General features: G+C 66.4%; 13 protein-coding genes and 1 tRNA gene. 6 read left to right on the forward strand and 8 right to left on the reverse strand.

Annotated features, from left to right (window positions below):
* The first annotated feature begins 126 nt into the window (after positions 1–126).
* From ACQ450_RS03660 to ACQ450_RS03685, 6 genes are all read left to right on the forward strand, one after another.
* Positions 127–1,167 (forward strand): rod shape-determining protein, encoded by a 1,041-nt coding sequence (locus ACQ450_RS03660; RefSeq protein ID WP_188055163.1) that lies wholly within the window; start codon positions 127–129, stop codon positions 1,165–1,167.
* A gap of 15 nt (positions 1,168–1,182) precedes the next feature.
* Positions 1,183–2,130, forward strand: a complete 948-nt coding sequence (gene mreC / locus ACQ450_RS03665) for a rod shape-determining protein MreC (protein ID WP_431470545.1) — start codon at positions 1,183–1,185, stop codon at positions 2,128–2,130.
* Entirely contained in the window at positions 2,127–2,639 is a 513-nt protein-coding gene (gene mreD / locus ACQ450_RS03670; protein WP_431470546.1) for a rod shape-determining protein MreD, read from the forward strand. Before mreC ends, mreD begins: the two co-directional genes overlap by 4 nt.
* A gap of 5 nt (positions 2,640–2,644) precedes the next feature.
* Positions 2,645–4,630, forward strand: a complete 1,986-nt coding sequence (gene mrdA / locus ACQ450_RS03675) for a penicillin-binding protein 2 (protein ID WP_431470547.1) — start codon at positions 2,645–2,647, stop codon at positions 4,628–4,630.
* Positions 4,627–5,745, forward strand: a complete 1,119-nt coding sequence (rodA, locus tag ACQ450_RS03680) for a rod shape-determining protein RodA (RefSeq protein ID WP_431470548.1) — start codon at positions 4,627–4,629, stop codon at positions 5,743–5,745. Before mrdA ends, rodA begins: the two co-directional genes overlap by 4 nt.
* A gap of 115 nt (positions 5,746–5,860) precedes the next feature.
* Positions 5,861–5,936: transfer RNA gene (locus tag ACQ450_RS03685), tRNA-Lys, on the forward strand.
* Between the two features lie 110 nt (positions 5,937–6,046).
* Here the strand turns inward: ACQ450_RS03685 and cobA are convergent.
* The 8 genes from cobA to ACQ450_RS03725 form a co-directional block, all read right to left on the reverse strand.
* The gene (gene cobA / locus ACQ450_RS03690) at positions 6,047–6,829 is read right to left on the reverse strand and encodes a uroporphyrinogen-III C-methyltransferase (RefSeq protein WP_431470549.1); all 783 of its coding nucleotides are present in this window, start codon (positions 6,827–6,829) and stop codon (positions 6,047–6,049) included.
* Positions 6,819–9,413 carry a molybdopterin-dependent oxidoreductase gene (locus ACQ450_RS03695; RefSeq protein WP_431470550.1) on the reverse strand — a complete coding sequence of 865 codons (2,595 nt, stop codon included), beginning with the start codon at positions 9,411–9,413 and terminating at the stop codon, positions 6,819–6,821. The genes cobA and ACQ450_RS03695 overlap by 11 nt, the downstream gene beginning before the upstream one ends.
* Positions 9,413–9,751, reverse strand: a complete 339-nt coding sequence (gene nirD, locus ACQ450_RS03700; RefSeq protein ID WP_431470551.1) for a nitrite reductase small subunit NirD — start codon at positions 9,749–9,751, stop codon at positions 9,413–9,415. The genes ACQ450_RS03695 and nirD overlap by 1 nt, the downstream gene beginning before the upstream one ends.
* Positions 9,748–12,228: a nitrite reductase large subunit NirB gene (gene nirB, locus ACQ450_RS03705; RefSeq protein WP_431470552.1), complete on the reverse strand. Its 2,481-nt coding sequence runs from the start codon at positions 12,226–12,228 to the stop codon at positions 9,748–9,750. Before nirB ends, nirD begins: the two co-directional genes overlap by 4 nt.
* Positions 12,228–12,401, reverse strand: coding sequence for a hypothetical protein (locus ACQ450_RS03710; RefSeq protein WP_431470553.1), 174 nt, complete (start codon positions 12,399–12,401; stop codon positions 12,228–12,230). Before ACQ450_RS03710 ends, nirB begins: the two co-directional genes overlap by 1 nt.
* A 60-nt stretch (positions 12,402–12,461) precedes the next feature.
* Positions 12,462–13,700, reverse strand: a complete 1,239-nt coding sequence (locus tag ACQ450_RS03715) for a nitrate/nitrite transporter (RefSeq protein WP_188055178.1) — start codon at positions 13,698–13,700, stop codon at positions 12,462–12,464.
* Between the two features lie 254 nt (positions 13,701–13,954).
* Positions 13,955–15,136 carry a CmpA/NrtA family ABC transporter substrate-binding protein gene (locus tag ACQ450_RS03720; protein ID WP_431471271.1) on the reverse strand — a complete coding sequence of 394 codons (1,182 nt, stop codon included), beginning with the start codon at positions 15,134–15,136 and terminating at the stop codon, positions 13,955–13,957.
* A gap of 11 nt (positions 15,137–15,147) precedes the next feature.
* Positions 15,148–15,729 (reverse strand): ANTAR domain-containing response regulator, encoded by a 582-nt coding sequence (locus ACQ450_RS03725; RefSeq protein WP_188055179.1) that lies wholly within the window; start codon positions 15,727–15,729, stop codon positions 15,148–15,150.
* Positions 15,730–15,765: the final 36 nt, after the last annotated feature.

The raw sequence follows: 15,765 nt of genomic DNA on the forward strand, positions 1-15,765 counted from the left end.
GGCATCCCGCGACCCGCATCCGCCAGCAATCCGAGGTCGGAGTCGATCCGAATCCGGAGGGTCCGGGGAGATATTTTGTGCGATTCGCCGCGTATCGGGCCGGGCGCGGAATGGACGGAAACATCGATGCTATTCTCCCGCTTCTTCAAATTCATGTCCCACGACATGGCGATCGACCTGGGAACGGCGAATACCGTCGTGTATCTGCGCGGGCGCGGCGTCGTGCTGAACGAACCCTCCGTGGTTGCAGTCGAGACGATCAACGGCGTGCGCAAGGTGAAGGCGGTCGGTGACGACGCCAAGCTGATGATGGGCAAGACCCCCGGCACGATCGAAGCGATCCGGCCGCTGCGCGACGGCGTGATCGCCGACATCGACGTCGCCGAACAGATGATCAAGCACTTCATCCAGAAGGTGCACGGCCAGCGGCGCTTCATGCGCTGGCCCCAGATCGTGATCTGTGTCCCCTCCGGCTCCACTTCGGTCGAGCGCCGCGCGATCCGCGACGCCGCGTCGAACGCGGGCGCGAGCCAGGTGTGGCTGATCGAGGAGCCGATGGCCGCCGCGATCGGCGCCGAAATGCCCGTCACCGAACCGATCGGCAGCATGGTCGTCGACATCGGCGGCGGAACCACCGAAGTCGCCGTGCTCAGCCTGCGCGGTCTCGCCTATTCCACGTCGGTCCGCGTCGGCGGCGACAAGATGGACGAGGCGATCGTCTCTTATGTCCGCCGCAACCACAATCTGCTGATCGGCGAAGCCACTGCCGAGCGGATCAAGCAGGAAGTCGGCGTCGCCAAGCCGCCGGCAGACGGCATCGGCCAGACGATTCACATCAAGGGCCGCGATCTCGTGAACGGCGTGCCCAAGGAAATCCAGATCAACCAGGGCCAGATCGCCGAAGCGCTGAGCGAGCCCGTTGGCACGATCGTCGAAGGCGTGCGCATCGCGCTGGAGAATACCGCGCCCGAGCTGGCGGCCGACATCGTCGATCAAGGCATCGTGCTCACCGGCGGCGGCGCGCTCCTTTCCGGGATCGACGAAGTGCTCCGCGACGAGACCGGCCTTCCGGTCACCGTCGCCGAGGATCCGCTGACCTGTGTCGCACTGGGCACTGGGCGGGCGCTCGAAGATCCGGTATTCCGCGGCGTGCTGCTCGCGGTCTAGCAGGTTGGGGGGATCATGGCGCCGCAACGCAACCGGCGCCCGGGGTTTTCGCGGCGGGCGCAGTATGGGCTCTTCCTAGGCTATGTGGCCGCCGTCGGCGGTGCGCTGATCGGCGCGGGCCTGCTGCTGCTTTCGACGTTCAATCCGCCGGCGTTCGCCGTCGTTCGTGGTGTGTTTTCCGAGCTCACGACTCCGGTTTCGTCGGTGTTTGCCTGGACCAGGCGCAGCGTCACCGGAGTTCCCGAAGGCGTGTCCGGCCATTTCAACGTGCGGGCGGAGAATGCGCGGCTGCGCAAGGAGCTGGAGGACCAGGCGACGCTGGTGCAGCGTGCGCGCACGCTCACCCGCGAGAATCGTCGACTCCGGGCTCTGCTCCAGGTGCGCGAAGCCAATCCGGAATCGGTGGTGGCGGCCCGACTGGTCAGTTCGACGGGATCGAGCACGCGCCGCTATGCGACTCTCAATGCCGGCAGCTGGCAGGGCGTGCGCAGCGGCCAGCCGGTGCGCGGTCCCGACGGCCTGATCGGGCAGGTGATCGAAACCAGCCCCAACACGGCGCGGGTGCTGCTGATCGTCGACCCCGAGAGCATCGTGCCCGTGCGGCGCACGAGCGACGGCCTGCCTGCGATCGCGGCGGGGCGTGGTGACGGCTTGCTCGACATCCGATCGGCGAGCATCGCGAATGTGCCGTTCCGCGCTGGCGACACCTTTGTCACTTCCGGAACGGGCGGCATCTATTCGCCCAACATTCCCGTCGCCCGAGTGATTCGCGATGCGCGCGACATCGCCATCGCGCAGCCCGAAGCGAACCCCGACGGCCTCGACTATGCGCTCGTGCAGGAAACCTTCCTGCCCGCCCCTCCGGCCAGTCCGGCCGATGGCGAGGCAGAAGCTTCCAACGAATCGGAAGCGCCGGAGGAGGATAGCGCCGGGGGCAACGTCAGCGGCGCGGAAGGCCCGTGAGACCGCCTGAATTCCTTCCGCTCGGCCGCACCGAACGGCGGCACCGATCGGACTGGCTCGCACCGCTCAGCATCGTCGTAGGCTCGCTGCTTACGCTGTTGCCGCTCGTCGCCACCTTTCCGGTTCTGCCTCCGTTCGGGCTGCTGATGCTACTCGCCTGGCGGCTCCACCGCGCCGATGCGCTGCGCGTCTGGGCGCCGGTGCCGCTCGGCTTCGTCGACGATCTCGTGAGCGGGCAGCCGCTGGGAAGCGCGATGTTGCTGTGGACACTGTGCTTTTTGGCGATAGACGTGCTAGACACACGTCTTGTGTGGCGTGATTTTTGGCAGGACTGGCTCATGGCAGCCGGCGGAATCGGTTTTGTGCTGATCGCCGGACGGCTTCTTGCGTCTCCGTTCAGCGCGCACGTGGACACTGCCCTGCTGATGCAGATCATCGTGACCACCGCGCTGTTCCCGCTCGCCTATCAGCTCGCGTTGCGGCTCGACCGCGATTCCGCGCGACGGTAGCTGCCATGAGTCGCGTAACCGAAGCCGCCCAGACCTTCAGCTTCTCGCGCCGTGCCATGCTGCTTGGCGGAGCGCAGGCTGGTGTCGGGCTCGTGCTCGCCGGGCGGATGACCTGGCTCGCGGTGTTCGAGAACGAGCGCTATCGGCTGCTCGCCGAGAGCAATCGGATCAATCTCACGCTGACGCCGCCGCGACGCGGCTGGATCGTCGATCGCAACGGTGCGCCGATCGCGAACAACCGCACCGATTTTCGTGTCGACATCATTCCCGACCGACTGGAGGATGAGGAACAGGTACTGACGCAGCTCCGCCAGATCCTGGCGCTCGATGATGAGGATATCGAGCGGATCAAGAATGATCTGGAGCGCAACGCCGGCTTTCAGCCGGTGCAGGTGGCCGAGAATCTGGACTGGGAGCAGTTCGCTGCGGTGGGTGTGCGCCAGCCGAGCCTGCCCGGCGTCGCCCCCACGCGCGGCTTTGCGCGCAACTATCCGCTCGGCGCCGCCGTCGGCCACCTCGTCGGATATGTCGGCGCCGCTTCGGCCGAGCAGTATCAGGAGGAGCGCGACCCGCTGCTCGTCACTCCCGGCTTCAAGCTCGGCAAGGACGGCCTGGAGAAGTCGCTGGAGGATCGGCTGCGCGGCACGCCGGGCGCCAAGCGCGTCGAAGTCACGGCGCGCGGCCGGCTCGTGCGCGAGCTTGCGACGCGGCCCGACAAACCGGGCGAGACAGTGAAGCTCACGATCGACGCAGGGCTGCAGGAATATACCGCGCGCCGCATGGCCGACAATTCGGGATCGGCGGTGGTACTCGACACGCTCACCGGCGACGTCCTCGCGATGGTGTCGGTCCCCGCCTATGATCCGAACGCCTTTTCCGACGGCATCAGCCAGTCCGAATGGGCGATGCTGCGGGAGGACGATCACATCCCGCTGATGAACAAGGTGCTGCAGGGCCTGTATCCGCCGGGGTCGACGGTGAAGCCGATGCACGCGCTGGCAATCCTCGAAGCGGGGATCTCGCCAAACCAGACGGTCTATTGCGGCGGGGCGCTTCAGGTGGGCCGGCGCGCCTTCCACTGCCACAAGCGCGGCGGCCATGGTTCGGTGAACATGGAAGCGGCGGTCGCGCAGAGCTGCGACGTCTATTTCTACAGCATGGCGCGCGAGTTGGGCTACGATCGGTTCGCCACCGTCGTTTCAGACCTCGGGCTGGGCAAGGAATTCGACCTGCCCTTCCCCAGCCAGCGGTACGGCACCGTGCCGAACAGCGCATGGAAGAAGCGCAAGTACAACGAAGACTGGACCGTCGCCGACTCCGTGAACGCGTCGATCGGTCAGGGCTATGTGCTCGCCAATCCCATGCAGCTCGCCGTGGCTGCGGCGCGGCTGGCAGGCGGTCGCCAAGTGGTACCGCGGCTGTTGCTCGATACGGTCCATGAGCCCGCACCGCCGCTCCCGATACCGGCGGACCACCTCGAGACGATCCGCCATAGCATGTGGGCGGTCGTGAACGGCGGGGGGACCGGCGGTCGTGCGCGGCTGCCCCTCGACGGGATCGAGCTGGCCGGCAAGACCGGCACAGCCCAGGTCCGGCGCATCACCGCAGCCGAGCGCCGTTCGGGCGTGCTACGGGATTCGCAACTTCCGTTCAGACTGCGCGATCACACGCTGTTCATCGGCTTCGCACCCGCAGACAAGCCACGCTATGCGATTTCGCTCGTGCTCGAGCACCACGGGCACGTCAATCCGATCACCGACGTAACCCCCATCGCGCGCGACGTGATGACCTATCTGTTTGACAAGCGGAAAGCGATCGACACACTGCTCGAACTCGAGCCGAGCTGGGGCGGCGACTATCGCACCCGCATGGCGGCACAGACCGCCGCGTTCGAAGCGGCCCGTGCCGCTCCGCCGCCGCAGGCTCCCGGAACCTCCGGCGAAGCGGCCGGCAACGCCGCTGCCGGCAACTCCGCGGAGAGCGACCAATGAGCAACCTGGGGGGCGGCTTCGTCCCTGCGCCGGTCGCGCAGCTGCCGTGGCGGATCATCCTTCTGGTTACTGCGATCGGCGTGTTCGGCCTGCTGGTGCTCTATTCTGCGGCGGGCGGCAGTATCTCGCCCTGGGCCTACCCGCAGGCAGTACGCTTCGTCGTCTTCCTTGGTCTTGCGATGATGATGTCGCGGCTGCCCGAATCGGTCTGGGCGATGGGTGCGCTGCCCCTTTATGGGGCGCTGGTACTCATGCTGGTCGGCGTCGAACTACTGGGTGCCGTGCGTGGCGGCAGCCAAAGATGGCTCGATCTCGGCTTCATCCGGCTGCAGCCGTCGGAGCTGATGAAGCCGGTGATCGTGCTGGCGCTGGCGCGCTTCTATGAAATCCTGCCGGCTGGCGAGATCCGACGCTTCGGCGCCATCTGGCCGGCGGCATTGCTGATCGGCATACCGGCGGGCCTCGTCATGCTGCAGCCCGATCTGGGTACTGCACTGATGATCTGCGCGAGTGGCGTGACCGTGATGTTTCTTGCCGGCGTGCCGCTCCGGCTCTTCATCGCCGGCGCTCTCGCCCTCGCAGTGACGATTCCGCTCGCAGTCAATTTCGTGCTGCACGACTATCAGCGAAACCGAGTGCTCACCTTCCTCAATCCGGAAAATGATCCGCTTGGCACCGGCTATCACATCAGCCAGTCGAAGATCGCGATCGGATCGGGCGGGTGGTTCGGCAAGGGCTTTCTCAACGGCACCCAGAGCCATCTCGATTATCTTCCCGAAGGCCATACCGATTTCGCATTGGCGACGATGATGGAAGAATGGGGGCTGATGGGCGGTCTGTTCCTGATCGTCGCCTTTCTGTTGCTCGTCCGCTGGGGGATCAACGTGGGACTGCGGGCGCAGAGCAAATTCGCGCGTCTCGCCTCCGCAGGGCTGGCGACGACGATCTTCTTCTATGTCGCGATCAACATGGCGATGGTGATGGGCCTTGCCCCGGTGGTCGGCATTCCGCTGCCGCTGGTGAGCTTCGGCGGATCGGCCCTTATGACGGTGCTGATTTGCGTGGGAATCCTCATGTCGATCGACCGGCAGAACCGGAAGGTCGTACGCTGGTGAGCCACGCCCGCGCGATCGCGCAAAATTAGCGGTTGCATGGGTCGAAACGCTTTGCTAGTCGCGCCCCTCCAAAACGCGGCAGGCACTTCCTGGAAAGTGCTCGCCACCCCGGAATGGACGCATAGCTCAGTTGGTAGAGCAGCTGACTCTTAATCAGCGGGTCCTAGGTTCGAGCCCTAGTGCGTCCACCACTTTTTCAGTGACTTAGCGCAAATCTTGGGCACCCATCGACCTCCTAGGGAGCGGTCGATATGCGATGCGGTGCGACATTTTGACTGCGGTTCGAATGCCGCATTCCAGCTTACCTGTGCGCGAAGGTACCGGACGGTGCCGCCATCGGCGTATTGTCTTCGACGCGCACCGCCTCACCGATCAGGATGAGGGTGGGCGCCCCTTCGGCGAAGGCGCGAGTGGCGATGTCGAGCAAGTCGAGCCGGGTCGACAGCCGCTTTTCGTCCGCCAGGCTAACGTTGCACGCGATCAACACCGGAGTCGCGCGGTCAAGCCCGGCCGCGATCAGGCGCTGCGCGATCTCCCCCGCCGCGCCGCGCCCCATGTAGAATGCGAGCGTCGCCCCAGGACTGGCAAGCGATGCCCAGTCGAGATCGAGCGCCGCGCCGTTGCGGCTGTGCGCTGTGACGAAGCGCACCTCGCGTGCCAGACCGCGCAGCGACAACGATACGCCCGCCGAAGCTGCCGCCGCGCTCGCAGCCGTAACGCCGGGGCAGACCTGCACGAGGAAGCCGGCGTCGCGCAGCGCGGTCATCTCCTCCGCCGAGCGCCCGAACATCGACGGATCGCCGCCCTTAAGCCGCACCACCCGCCGCCCCCGGCGCACGGCAGCGCCCAGCATCGCATCGATGCTCGCCTGATCCTTCGAATGCCGTCCGGCGCGCTTGCCGACGCTCACCCGCTCGACCGCAGGGGGAATCAGCGCGAGCACGCCCGGCCCGACCAGCGCATCATGATAAACGACGTCGGCCGCCTCGATCAGCCGCATCGCCTTGCGCGTCAGCAGGTCGGGGTCGCCCGGTCCCGCGCCGACCAGCCAAACACTCCCAATGGGAAATTCGTCATGCGGCATCGGACGTCACCTCCGAAAGAATGCGGGCAAGCGCCGGGCGGCACGATCCACAATTGGTTCCAACCTGCAGCGCGCCGCCGATCGCGGCGACGTCCGCCAGCCCCTGGTCGCGGATCGCAGCGACGATGGCGTTGAGTCCGACATCGAAACAGGCGCAGATTACCGCGCCGCGATCGGGCTGAGCCCCCGGTGCGCGACCGGCGAGCAGGGTCGGCGGGGCGCGTTCCTCGGCGAGTTGCGCGATCAGCCAGTCGCGCGAGGGAAGCTCGCCGGTGCGAGTGACGAACAACACTGCGGCAAGCTTGCCCTTGTCGAGTATCGCGACGCGCCGCGTGCCACGGCCGACGTCGACTGCCTCGATCCGCTCGCCGCGCGGCAGCATTGCCTCGATTCGCGCCGTGTCGCCATTGCCGGCCAGCTCCCACAGACTGCCCTGCGGCACCGCCACCCGCGTCGCCCACAGGCAGCGCGGCTTGTTTGCAAGCTCACCCGCCATGATCAGAAATCCGCGCCACTCGGTCGTGACAGGCTCAAGCTTAGCTGGAGTCGATTTGAACCCCGGCTGCCCCGAATGCGGATCGGTCAGCGGGCGCGGAAGCAACCCCGTGCGCCCGCCGGTCGAAGTGCGGTCGGTCCAGTGGATCGGCGTGAACAGCTCGCCGCGCCGTTGCGCATCGGTCAGCGCGACGCGGAAGATGCTGTCCCCCTGCGGCGTCGTGACGCGTGCAAGACCGCCCTCGGCGAGGCCCAGTTCGGCTGCATCCTCGGGATGCACCTCGACCAACGGCTCCTCGCGGTGCCGCGCCAGCTTCGGCGCAAGCCCGGTGCGGGTCATCGTGTGCCACTGGTCGCGATAGCGTCCGGTGTTGAGCGTCATCGGCCAGTCGCGCAGCGGTGCGGGGATCGGCTTCTGCGCCACGCTGACCAGCCGCGCGCGCCCATCGGCTGTCGAATAGCGGCCATCGGCGAACGGCACTCCGCCCCAGCGGAACGGCGTCATCGCGTCATACGCCGCATTGCCCCCCGACCCGCCATCGGGCAGCGCGAACAGCCGCTTGCCGCCATTGCCATAGGTCGAGAGGCGGCAATGCTCGCGCCAGATCTCGGCCGGGCGGTCATAGGCAAAGGCGGTCTTCCACCCCATCCGCCGCGCGACTTCCTTGACGATCCACCAATCGGGTTTCGCCTCGCCGGGCAGCGGGAACAGCGCACGCTGGCGGCTGATCGTTCGGTCGCTGTTGGTGACCGTCCCGTCCTTCTCGCCCCAGGCGGCAGCGGGCAGGCGGACATGGGCGTAATCGACGGTGTCGGTCCGCTCCATCACGTCGCTCACCACGACGAAGGGACAGGCGGCGAGTGTATCGCGCACCCGGCCTGCGTCCGGCATCGATACCGCCGGGTTGGTCGCCATGACCCATAGCGCCTTGATCCGCCCTTCATCGATCGCGCGGAACAGGTCGACAGCCTTCAGCCCCGGCTTCTGCGCCATCGCGGGCGAGGCCCAGAAGCGCTGGACCAGTTCGCGGTTCTCAGCCGCGAAATTCATGTGCGCGGCGAGGGTGGAGGCGAGTCCGCCGACCTCGCGCCCGCCCATTGCATTGGGCTGGCCGGTAATCGAAAAGGGTGCCGCACCCGGCTTGCCGATCCGCCCCGTCGCCAGATGGACGTTGAGGATGGCGTTGACCTGATCGGTGCCGCTCAGCGACTGGTTCACGCCCTGGCTGAACATGGTCACCGTTTGGGGCGTTGCGGCGAACAGCTCGTAGAAGCGCCTGAGGTCTGACGGCGCCACGTCGCAGACGCCTGCCACCGACCATAGGTCGCTCCCCTCTCCTACGTCGTCCCAGAAACTGTCGGGCGTCGCGACATGCGCGGCGAGATATGCCTCGTCGACCACGCCAGCCTCGCGGCACCAGTGCAGCAGCCCGTTCATCAGCGCGACGTCGCTGCCCGGGCGGATCGGCAGATGCAGGTCAGCGTCCGCTGCGGTCTCGGTGCGGCGCGGGTCGATCACCACCAGTTTCGCCCCCGCTTCGCGCCGTGCGGCGACGCGCTGATAGACGATCGGATGGCACCAGGCGGCGTTGCTGCCCACCAGCACAATCAGGTCGGCGGAGTCGAGATCGTCATAGCTGGCAGGCACCACATCCTCGCCAAATGCGCGGTTGTGCCCGGCGACCGCGCTCGACATGCACAGCCGCGAATTGGTGTCGATGTTGGCGGTGCCGATGAACCCCTTCATCAGCTTGTTCGCGACATAATAATCCTCGGTGAGCAACTGACCCGAAACATAGAAGGCGACGCTGCCCGGCCCGTGCCGCGCGATCGTGTCGCGAAAGCGCTTCGCGACAAGCGCCAGCGCCTTGTCCCAGCTCGCACGCCTGAGGCCGATCATCGGGTGGAGCAGTCGCCCTTCCAGGCCGACGGTCTCACCCAGATGCGTGCCCTTCGAACAGAGCCGTCCGCCATTGGCAGGATGATCAGGATCGCCTTCGATCCGCACCTGACGCTCACCCGTGACGGTCGCACGGATCCCGCAACCAACTCCGCAATAGGCGCAGGTGGTGCGGACCGCCTCGCCCATCAGGCCGCCGCCTTCAGCGTGCCGGCACGACAGATCAGCACCCGCCCGGCACTGATCTTGACGGGCACCGTCGGGGTACAGCCCTTGTCCTCGCCGAGCGCTTCGCCGGTGGTCAGCGAAATGCGCCAGTTGTGCAGCGGGCACGCCACCGCGCCGCCATGAACGATGCCCTGCGACAATCGGCCATGTTTGTGCGGGCAGCGGTCGAGCAGCGCGAACACCTCATTCTCGCTCGTCCGGAAGATCGCGATATCGTCGCCACCCTCGACCTGCACCGTGCGGCTGCCGCGGACCGGGATTTCATTGAGCCAGCCGATCTCCAACCACTCGCCGGTCATGCCATCTCTCCAACGGGGGTGAAGCGCGCCATCGGCGCGTGGTGCTCGCGCTCGGCACCCTGCGCGCGCTGCGCCCACGGATCGTCCTGCGAGAAACTCTGCGAGTGGAAGAAGCGCGCGGCGAGGTCGGCGCGGACTCCGTCGTCGTCGAGCAGCCGCGCGCGGATATAGTCGAGCCCGACCCGCTTGATCCACGGCGCGGTGCGCTCGAGATAGCGCGCTTCTTCACGGTAGAGCTGAATGAAGGCGGCGCAATGCTCGATCGCCTCCGCCTCGGTCGCGACCTTGCAAAGCAGGTCGGTGGCACGGACATGCATGCCGCCATTGCCACCGACATGCAGCTCGTAGCCGCTGTCGACGCACACCACGCCGAAATCCTTGATCGTCGCCTCGGCGCAATTGCGCGGGCACCCGCTGACCGCGATCTTGAACTTGTGCGGCATCCACGACCCCCAGGTCGCGCGCTCGATCTTGACACCAAGCCCGGTCGAATCCTGCGTGCCGAAGCGGCACCATTCGGAGCCGACACACGTCTTCACTGTGCGCAGCGACTTGCCATAGGCATGGCCGCTGACCATTCCGGCGGCATTGAGATCGGCCCAGACCGCGGGCAAATCCTCCTTCTTGATCCCGAAGATGTCGAGCCGCTGACCGCCGGTCACCTTGACCATCGGCGCGTCGTACTTCTCGACGACATCGGCGATCGCGCGCAGCTCACGCGGGTTGGTCAGCCCGCCCCACATGCGCGGGACGACCGAATAGGTTCCGTCCTTCTGGATGTTGGCGTGCATCCGCTCATTGACGAAACGGCTTTGCTGGTCGTCCACATACTCGCCGGGCAGTGCACAGAGGAGATAGTAGTTCAGCGCGGGGCGGCACGAGGAACAGCCATCGGGCGTGCTCCAGTGCAGCTTCTGCATCACCTCCGGGATCGATCGCATGTCCTGCACGACGATCTCGCGCCGGACATCGTCATGGCCGAAGCTGGTACATTTGCACATCGTCTTCGCGCCCGACTGCACCTCCTCGCCCAGCGTTAGCGCGAGGATGGATTCGACCAGGCCCGTGCACGAACCGCAACTTGCCGATGCCTTGCAGGTGGCGCGCACCGCGTCGAGGCTGTGCGATCCCTTGGCGATGCACGACACCACCTGTCCCTTGGTCACGCCGTTGCAGCCGCAGATTTCCGCATCGTCGGAAAGCGCCGCAACGGCCGCCTTAGGGTCCGCCGCGCCCCCTCCCCGGGCGAAGGCCTGGCCGAAGATCAGCAGGTCGCGGACATCGGCAACGCTCTCCTGCTTCCTGAGCAGGTCGAAATACCAGTTCCCATCGGTGGTATCGCCATAGAGCACCGCGCCGACGATGCGGTCGTCCTTGATCACCACGCGCTTGTACACCCCGCGCGCCGCGTCGCGCATCACGATGTCCTCGCACCCGTCTCCGCCAGAAAAATCTCCCGCGGAGAAGACGTCGATCCCCGACACCTTGAGCTTGGTCGAGGTGACCGAACCGCGATAGCCGCTCGGGCGGCCGGTCATGTGATCGGCCAGGCTGCGGCACATGTCCCACAGCGGCGCGACGAGCCCATAGACATTGCCGTCATGCTCGACACATTCGCCGACTGCGAGGATGTCGGGGTCGCTGGTGACCATATGGTCATCGACCTTGATCCCGCGACCGACCTCAAGTCCGGCAGCACGCGCAAGGCCCGAGGCTGGGCGGATGCCGACCGCCATGACGACCAGATCGGCGGCGATTTCGGTGCCGTCCTTGAGCCGTACTCCCTCGACCTTGCCGTCACCGATAATCTCGGCGGTTTCCGCTCCGGTCAGGATCGCCTGCCCGCGCGCTTCTAGCGCCTGTTTGAGCAGCCACCCGGCGGCCTCGTCGAGCTGCCGCTCCATCAGCGATGGCATCAAATGGAGCACGGTCACCTTCATGCCCCGAAGCGATAGGCCGTGCGCCGCCTCCAGCCCGAGCAGCCCGCCGCCGATCACCACCGCGCTCCCGCCCCTTTCTGCGGCGGACAACATCGTCGCGACATCGTCCATGTCGCGGAATGCGATCACGCCCGGCAGTTGGTGCCCTGGTACCGGAATGATGAAGGGGTCGCTGCCGGTGGCGATCAGGAGCTTGTCGTAGCCGGTGGTCACGCCGCCACGCGACGTTACGGTCTTTGCAGCCCGGTCGATCCCCACCACCGGATCTCCGGCGATCAGGTCGATGCCATGTTCGGCATACCAGTCCGCACCGTTGATGACGATGTCATCGAACGCCTTCTCACCCGCCAGCACCGGGGAAAGCATGACGCGATTGTAGTTCACCCGCGGTTCTGCGCCGAAAATGATGAACCGATAGCGGGTCGGGTCGCGCGCGATGATTTCCTCGACCGCGCGGCACCCCGCCATGCCGTTGCCGATCACGACAAGATGTTCGCGCATGTCCTCCTTCGCGGCGGTGACAGAGTGCATTTCCATCAAATCATCCAGTCCAGTTGCAGCCAGAATGTGCATGTGTCGGTGGCGAGGCCGTCGGCGCAGTAATCGGCGGAGTGCGACGATGCTGTGGTCTTGCCGAGCTCCGCCGAGGCGAGCAGCTTGGATTCGTGCCCATGGTGCGGTCGAGGCGGCCGCTTGCGCGGCAGTGCCATCCCGATCGCAACGTCATCCCCTCGGCCGGGCCGATGATCGGGAGTGCGGACCGCATCCGATCAGATCCGCACGCCGGCAGCGGTGCCCCAAGTCGCGCGCCACTTGGCCTTGACCAGCATCAGCCCGACGAGCGCGACGATCGCCAGCCCCGCGAAGACCAGAAAGCCGGGCGCAAAGCTGCCGGTCCACTGCTTTGCCAGCCCGAGCGACGAGGCGAGATAGAAGCCACCGATCCCGCCCGCCATCCCGACCAAACCGGTCATCACGCCGATCTCCGCCGCAAAACGCTGCGGCACCAGCTGGAACACCGAACCATTGCCGGTGCCGAGGGCGAGCATGCCGATCACAAACAGCATCAGCGCAGTGACGAAATCGTCCGCCAGCGCAATGCCGACCAGCGCGAAGGCGGCAAGGATGAACACGGCGGTCAGCGCCTTGACGCCGCCGATCGCATCGGCCAGCGCGCCGCCCATCGGCCGCACCAGCGACCCGGCGAACACGCACGCCGCGGTGGCATAGCCTGCCTGTATAGTCGTGAGCCCGAAGCGGTCGGTGAAATAGATCGGCAGGCTGGCGGCGAGCCCGACGAACCCGCCGAACGTCACCGAGTAAAAGCCCATCAGCCACCAGCTGTCCGCAGCCTTGAGCGGCTGGAAATAGTCCTTGAGCGACTTGGGCGCAGGGCGGCCCGGCGCATCCTTCGCCATGAACACATAGGCGACCAGCACGATCGAAAGCGGAATGCAGGCGAGACCCAGCACGTCGTTCCAGCCGAAGGTCTTGGCAAGGCCCGGCGCAAATAGGGCGGCGAGCACCGTGCCCGAATTGCCCATTCCGGCCAGACCCATCGCCTTGCCCTGATGCTTCGGCGGATACCAGCGGCTGGCGAGCGGGAGCGCGATCGCGAAGCTCGCCCCGGCAAAGCCAAGGATCACGCCCAGCGCGAGCGTGCCGGCAAAGCTGGTCACCCCCATCGCCCAAGCGGTGAACAGGCCTGCGATCACAATGATCTGGCTGATCGTCCCCGAATTTTTCGGCCCGATCCGGTCGACCAGCAGGCCGTTTACCACGCGGAGCAGCGCCCCGGCCAGCGTGGGGACAGCGACCATCAGCCCCTTTTCAGCGGGGGTCAGCGCCAGCGTCCTGGAAATCTCCGGCGCGAGGGGTCCGAGGATCACCCACACCATGAACGCGAGGTCAAAATAGAGGAACGCTGCGATCAGCGTCGGCCTGTGCCCGCTTGACCAGAAGCTCGATTGCGAAGTGGACGCCTCCGCGTTGAGAAAGCCTGTTGCCATCGTCTCAGTCCCCGAATGCGACCGGCACGAAAAAAGCCGCCAGAACGGCGACCATTCGGGCGCGTCCTGGCGGCTTCGTTGCCTGTTGAGGTTGAAGGAGCCTGCGCCCCGACCCGTTGCGGTCCGCTCCCTCCATTGGCAGCGACGCGCATCAATCTTTCCGGCATCTTTGCCGTACACGCAGAAAGCTGCATGATTCGCTTCGCCCGCGCAAGCCGAATCTTCGCAAGTGCAATATTTTCAGGTGCGGCGTATCAAGGAAGGCTGGCGAGATATCCGGCTATGTCCTCGGGATCGAACGACTTTCCATCGAAGAAGCGATCGGCGCCAAGGGTCAGCCGCCCCTGCACTGATCCCACCCCGACCGGCGAGTCCAGCCCGCCCTCCAGCTTTGAGCTGGCCCCCGGCAAGGGTGCGCCCGATCCCAACAGCGCCTGGCGATAGAGGTCCGGGCGGAACACCTGCGTCGCGGTCGCTGCGGCTGCGTCCGAATAGCCGGTCCCGTCCCATCGCGTCATCTGGGCGTAAAGCCACGCCGCCTGGCTGCGCCAGGGGAAGTTCGCCGCTTCGCGATACTGGAACATGAAATCGGGATAATGGACCGGCGCGCCTCCCCGGGTCAGCCGCAGCCGATCGGTGATCGCGCGCAGCACTGCATCGGGTGAGGCATCAAGATAGTCCCCGCGCGCGAGGACGGCGGCATTCGGCTCGGCGTTGGCCGGATCGACGAAATGCGCCGCAGCGGCGTGGAGCGCGCGGACTAGCCGCAGCACCGCATCGCGCCGCTCCTCTACGACGGCGCTGCGCATCGCGAGGACCTTCTCCACCCCGCGCCGCCAGATCTGCGCCGTCGCCAGCGCGATCCGCCCAACCCCGCGATCGACCGCGATCGAATTCCACGGCTCGCCGACACAGATGCCGTCGACCTCGCCCGCCGCCAGCGCATCGGCGGCGAAGGGCGGGCTGGTTACGATGATGTCGACATCGATGTCGGGACGGATGCCCACTCCCGCCAGCCAATAGCGGAGCATATAGTTGTGGCTGGAATAGCGATGCACGACGCCGAAACGCAGCCGCCGCCCGCGCGCGACCTGCTTCAGCGCTGCACCGATCGCCACTGGATCGCCCAGCGTATCGCTCAAGCCGACTGCATCGGCCAGCGCGGTCGACAGAGTCACGGCATTGCCGTTGAGCCCGAGCACGAACGGAACCGCCATCGGCACCGCCGGTCGCCCCCGCCCCAGCGCCGTCGCGATGGCGAGCGGCGCGACCATGTGAGCTGCATCGGTATGGCCGTAGAGCAGCCGGTCGCGTACCGTCGCCCACGTCATGTCGCGGACAAGTTCGAGCCGCAGCCCCTGCGCCTCAGCAAAGCCGAGCTCGTGCGCCAGAATCGGAAGCGCCGCATCGACCAGGGGCAGGAAGCCGATCCGCATCGTCTCGTCGGTCACGGCAAGTCCCCCATCAGTGCCTCGGCCGTGACGATCGCTTCCGCAATTTCCACGATCCGGCGGCTCGTCCGCATCGCCTGTCCGCGCAGCAGCGCATAGGCGGCGGGCTCGTCGATCCCGCGCTTCTTCATCAATATCGCCTTGGCGCGGTCGATCGCCGCGCGTTCGGCCAGCGCATTCTTGGCCGCATCGAGTTCGCGCTGGAGCCGCGAAAACGCCTGGAATCGTCGTACCGCCAGATCGACCACCGGCTTGATTCGCTGCTTCGAGAGCCCATCGACGACATAGGCGCTGACTCCGGCGTCGATCGCCGCGCCGGTCGCCTCGGCATCGCTCTGGTCGACGAACATCGCGATCGGCCGGTCGAGCGCGCGCGACATGGCGAAGCAGTCCTCGAGTTGGTCGCGGCTGGGGTTTTCGAGGTTGATCAGCACGACCTCGGGCTGCGCCGCCTCGATCTGCGCGGCAAGCGGCCCGTTCGGGTCGATGAGCACCAGATCGACCAGCCCCGCCTCCCGCAAGCCGTCGGAAATGATCGCGGCGCGCGTTGAGCTCGTGTCGATGATCGCGATCCGCATGCCGCGCTCATATGCAAGCGCGCACGACTGCACCAG

Source organism: Sphingosinithalassobacter sp. LHW66-3, assembly GCF_050703275.1.
Taxonomy (GTDB): domain Bacteria; phylum Pseudomonadota; class Alphaproteobacteria; order Sphingomonadales; family Sphingomonadaceae; genus Sphingomonas.

Bases quoted from the DNA above. Each gene is read 5' to 3' on its own strand.
- ACQ450_RS03660 (WP_188055163.1), top strand. From the start codon at position 127: ATGCTATTCTCCCGCTTCTTCAAATTCATGTCCCACGACATGGCGATC.
- mreC (WP_431470545.1), top strand. From the start codon at position 1,183: ATGGCGCCGCAACGCAACCGGCGCCCGGGGTTTTCGCGGCGGGCGCAG.
- mrdA (WP_431470547.1), top strand. From the start codon at position 2,645: ATGAGTCGCGTAACCGAAGCCGCCCAGACCTTCAGCTTCTCGCGCCGT.
- rodA (WP_431470548.1), top strand. From the start codon at position 4,627: ATGAGCAACCTGGGGGGCGGCTTCGTCCCTGCGCCGGTCGCGCAGCTG.
- cobA (WP_431470549.1), bottom strand. From the start codon at position 6,829: ATGCCGCATGACGAATTTCCCATTGGGAGTGTTTGGCTGGTCGGCGCG.
- ACQ450_RS03695 (WP_431470550.1), bottom strand. From the start codon at position 9,413: ATGGGCGAGGCGGTCCGCACCACCTGCGCCTATTGCGGAGTTGGTTGC.
- nirD (WP_431470551.1), bottom strand. From the start codon at position 9,751: ATGACCGGCGAGTGGTTGGAGATCGGCTGGCTCAATGAAATCCCGGTC.
- nirB (WP_431470552.1), bottom strand. From the start codon at position 12,228: ATGGAAATGCACTCTGTCACCGCCGCGAAGGAGGACATGCGCGAACAT.
- ACQ450_RS03710 (WP_431470553.1), bottom strand. From the start codon at position 12,401: ATGGCACTGCCGCGCAAGCGGCCGCCTCGACCGCACCATGGGCACGAA.
- ACQ450_RS03715 (WP_188055178.1), bottom strand. From the start codon at position 13,700: ATGGCAACAGGCTTTCTCAACGCGGAGGCGTCCACTTCGCAATCGAGC.
- ACQ450_RS03720 (WP_431471271.1), bottom strand. From the start codon at position 15,136: ATGCGGATCGGCTTCCTGCCCCTGGTCGATGCGGCGCTTCCGATTCTG.
- ACQ450_RS03725 (WP_188055179.1), bottom strand. From the start codon at position 15,729: ATGCGGATCGCGATCATCGACACGAGCTCAACGCGCGCCGCGATCATT.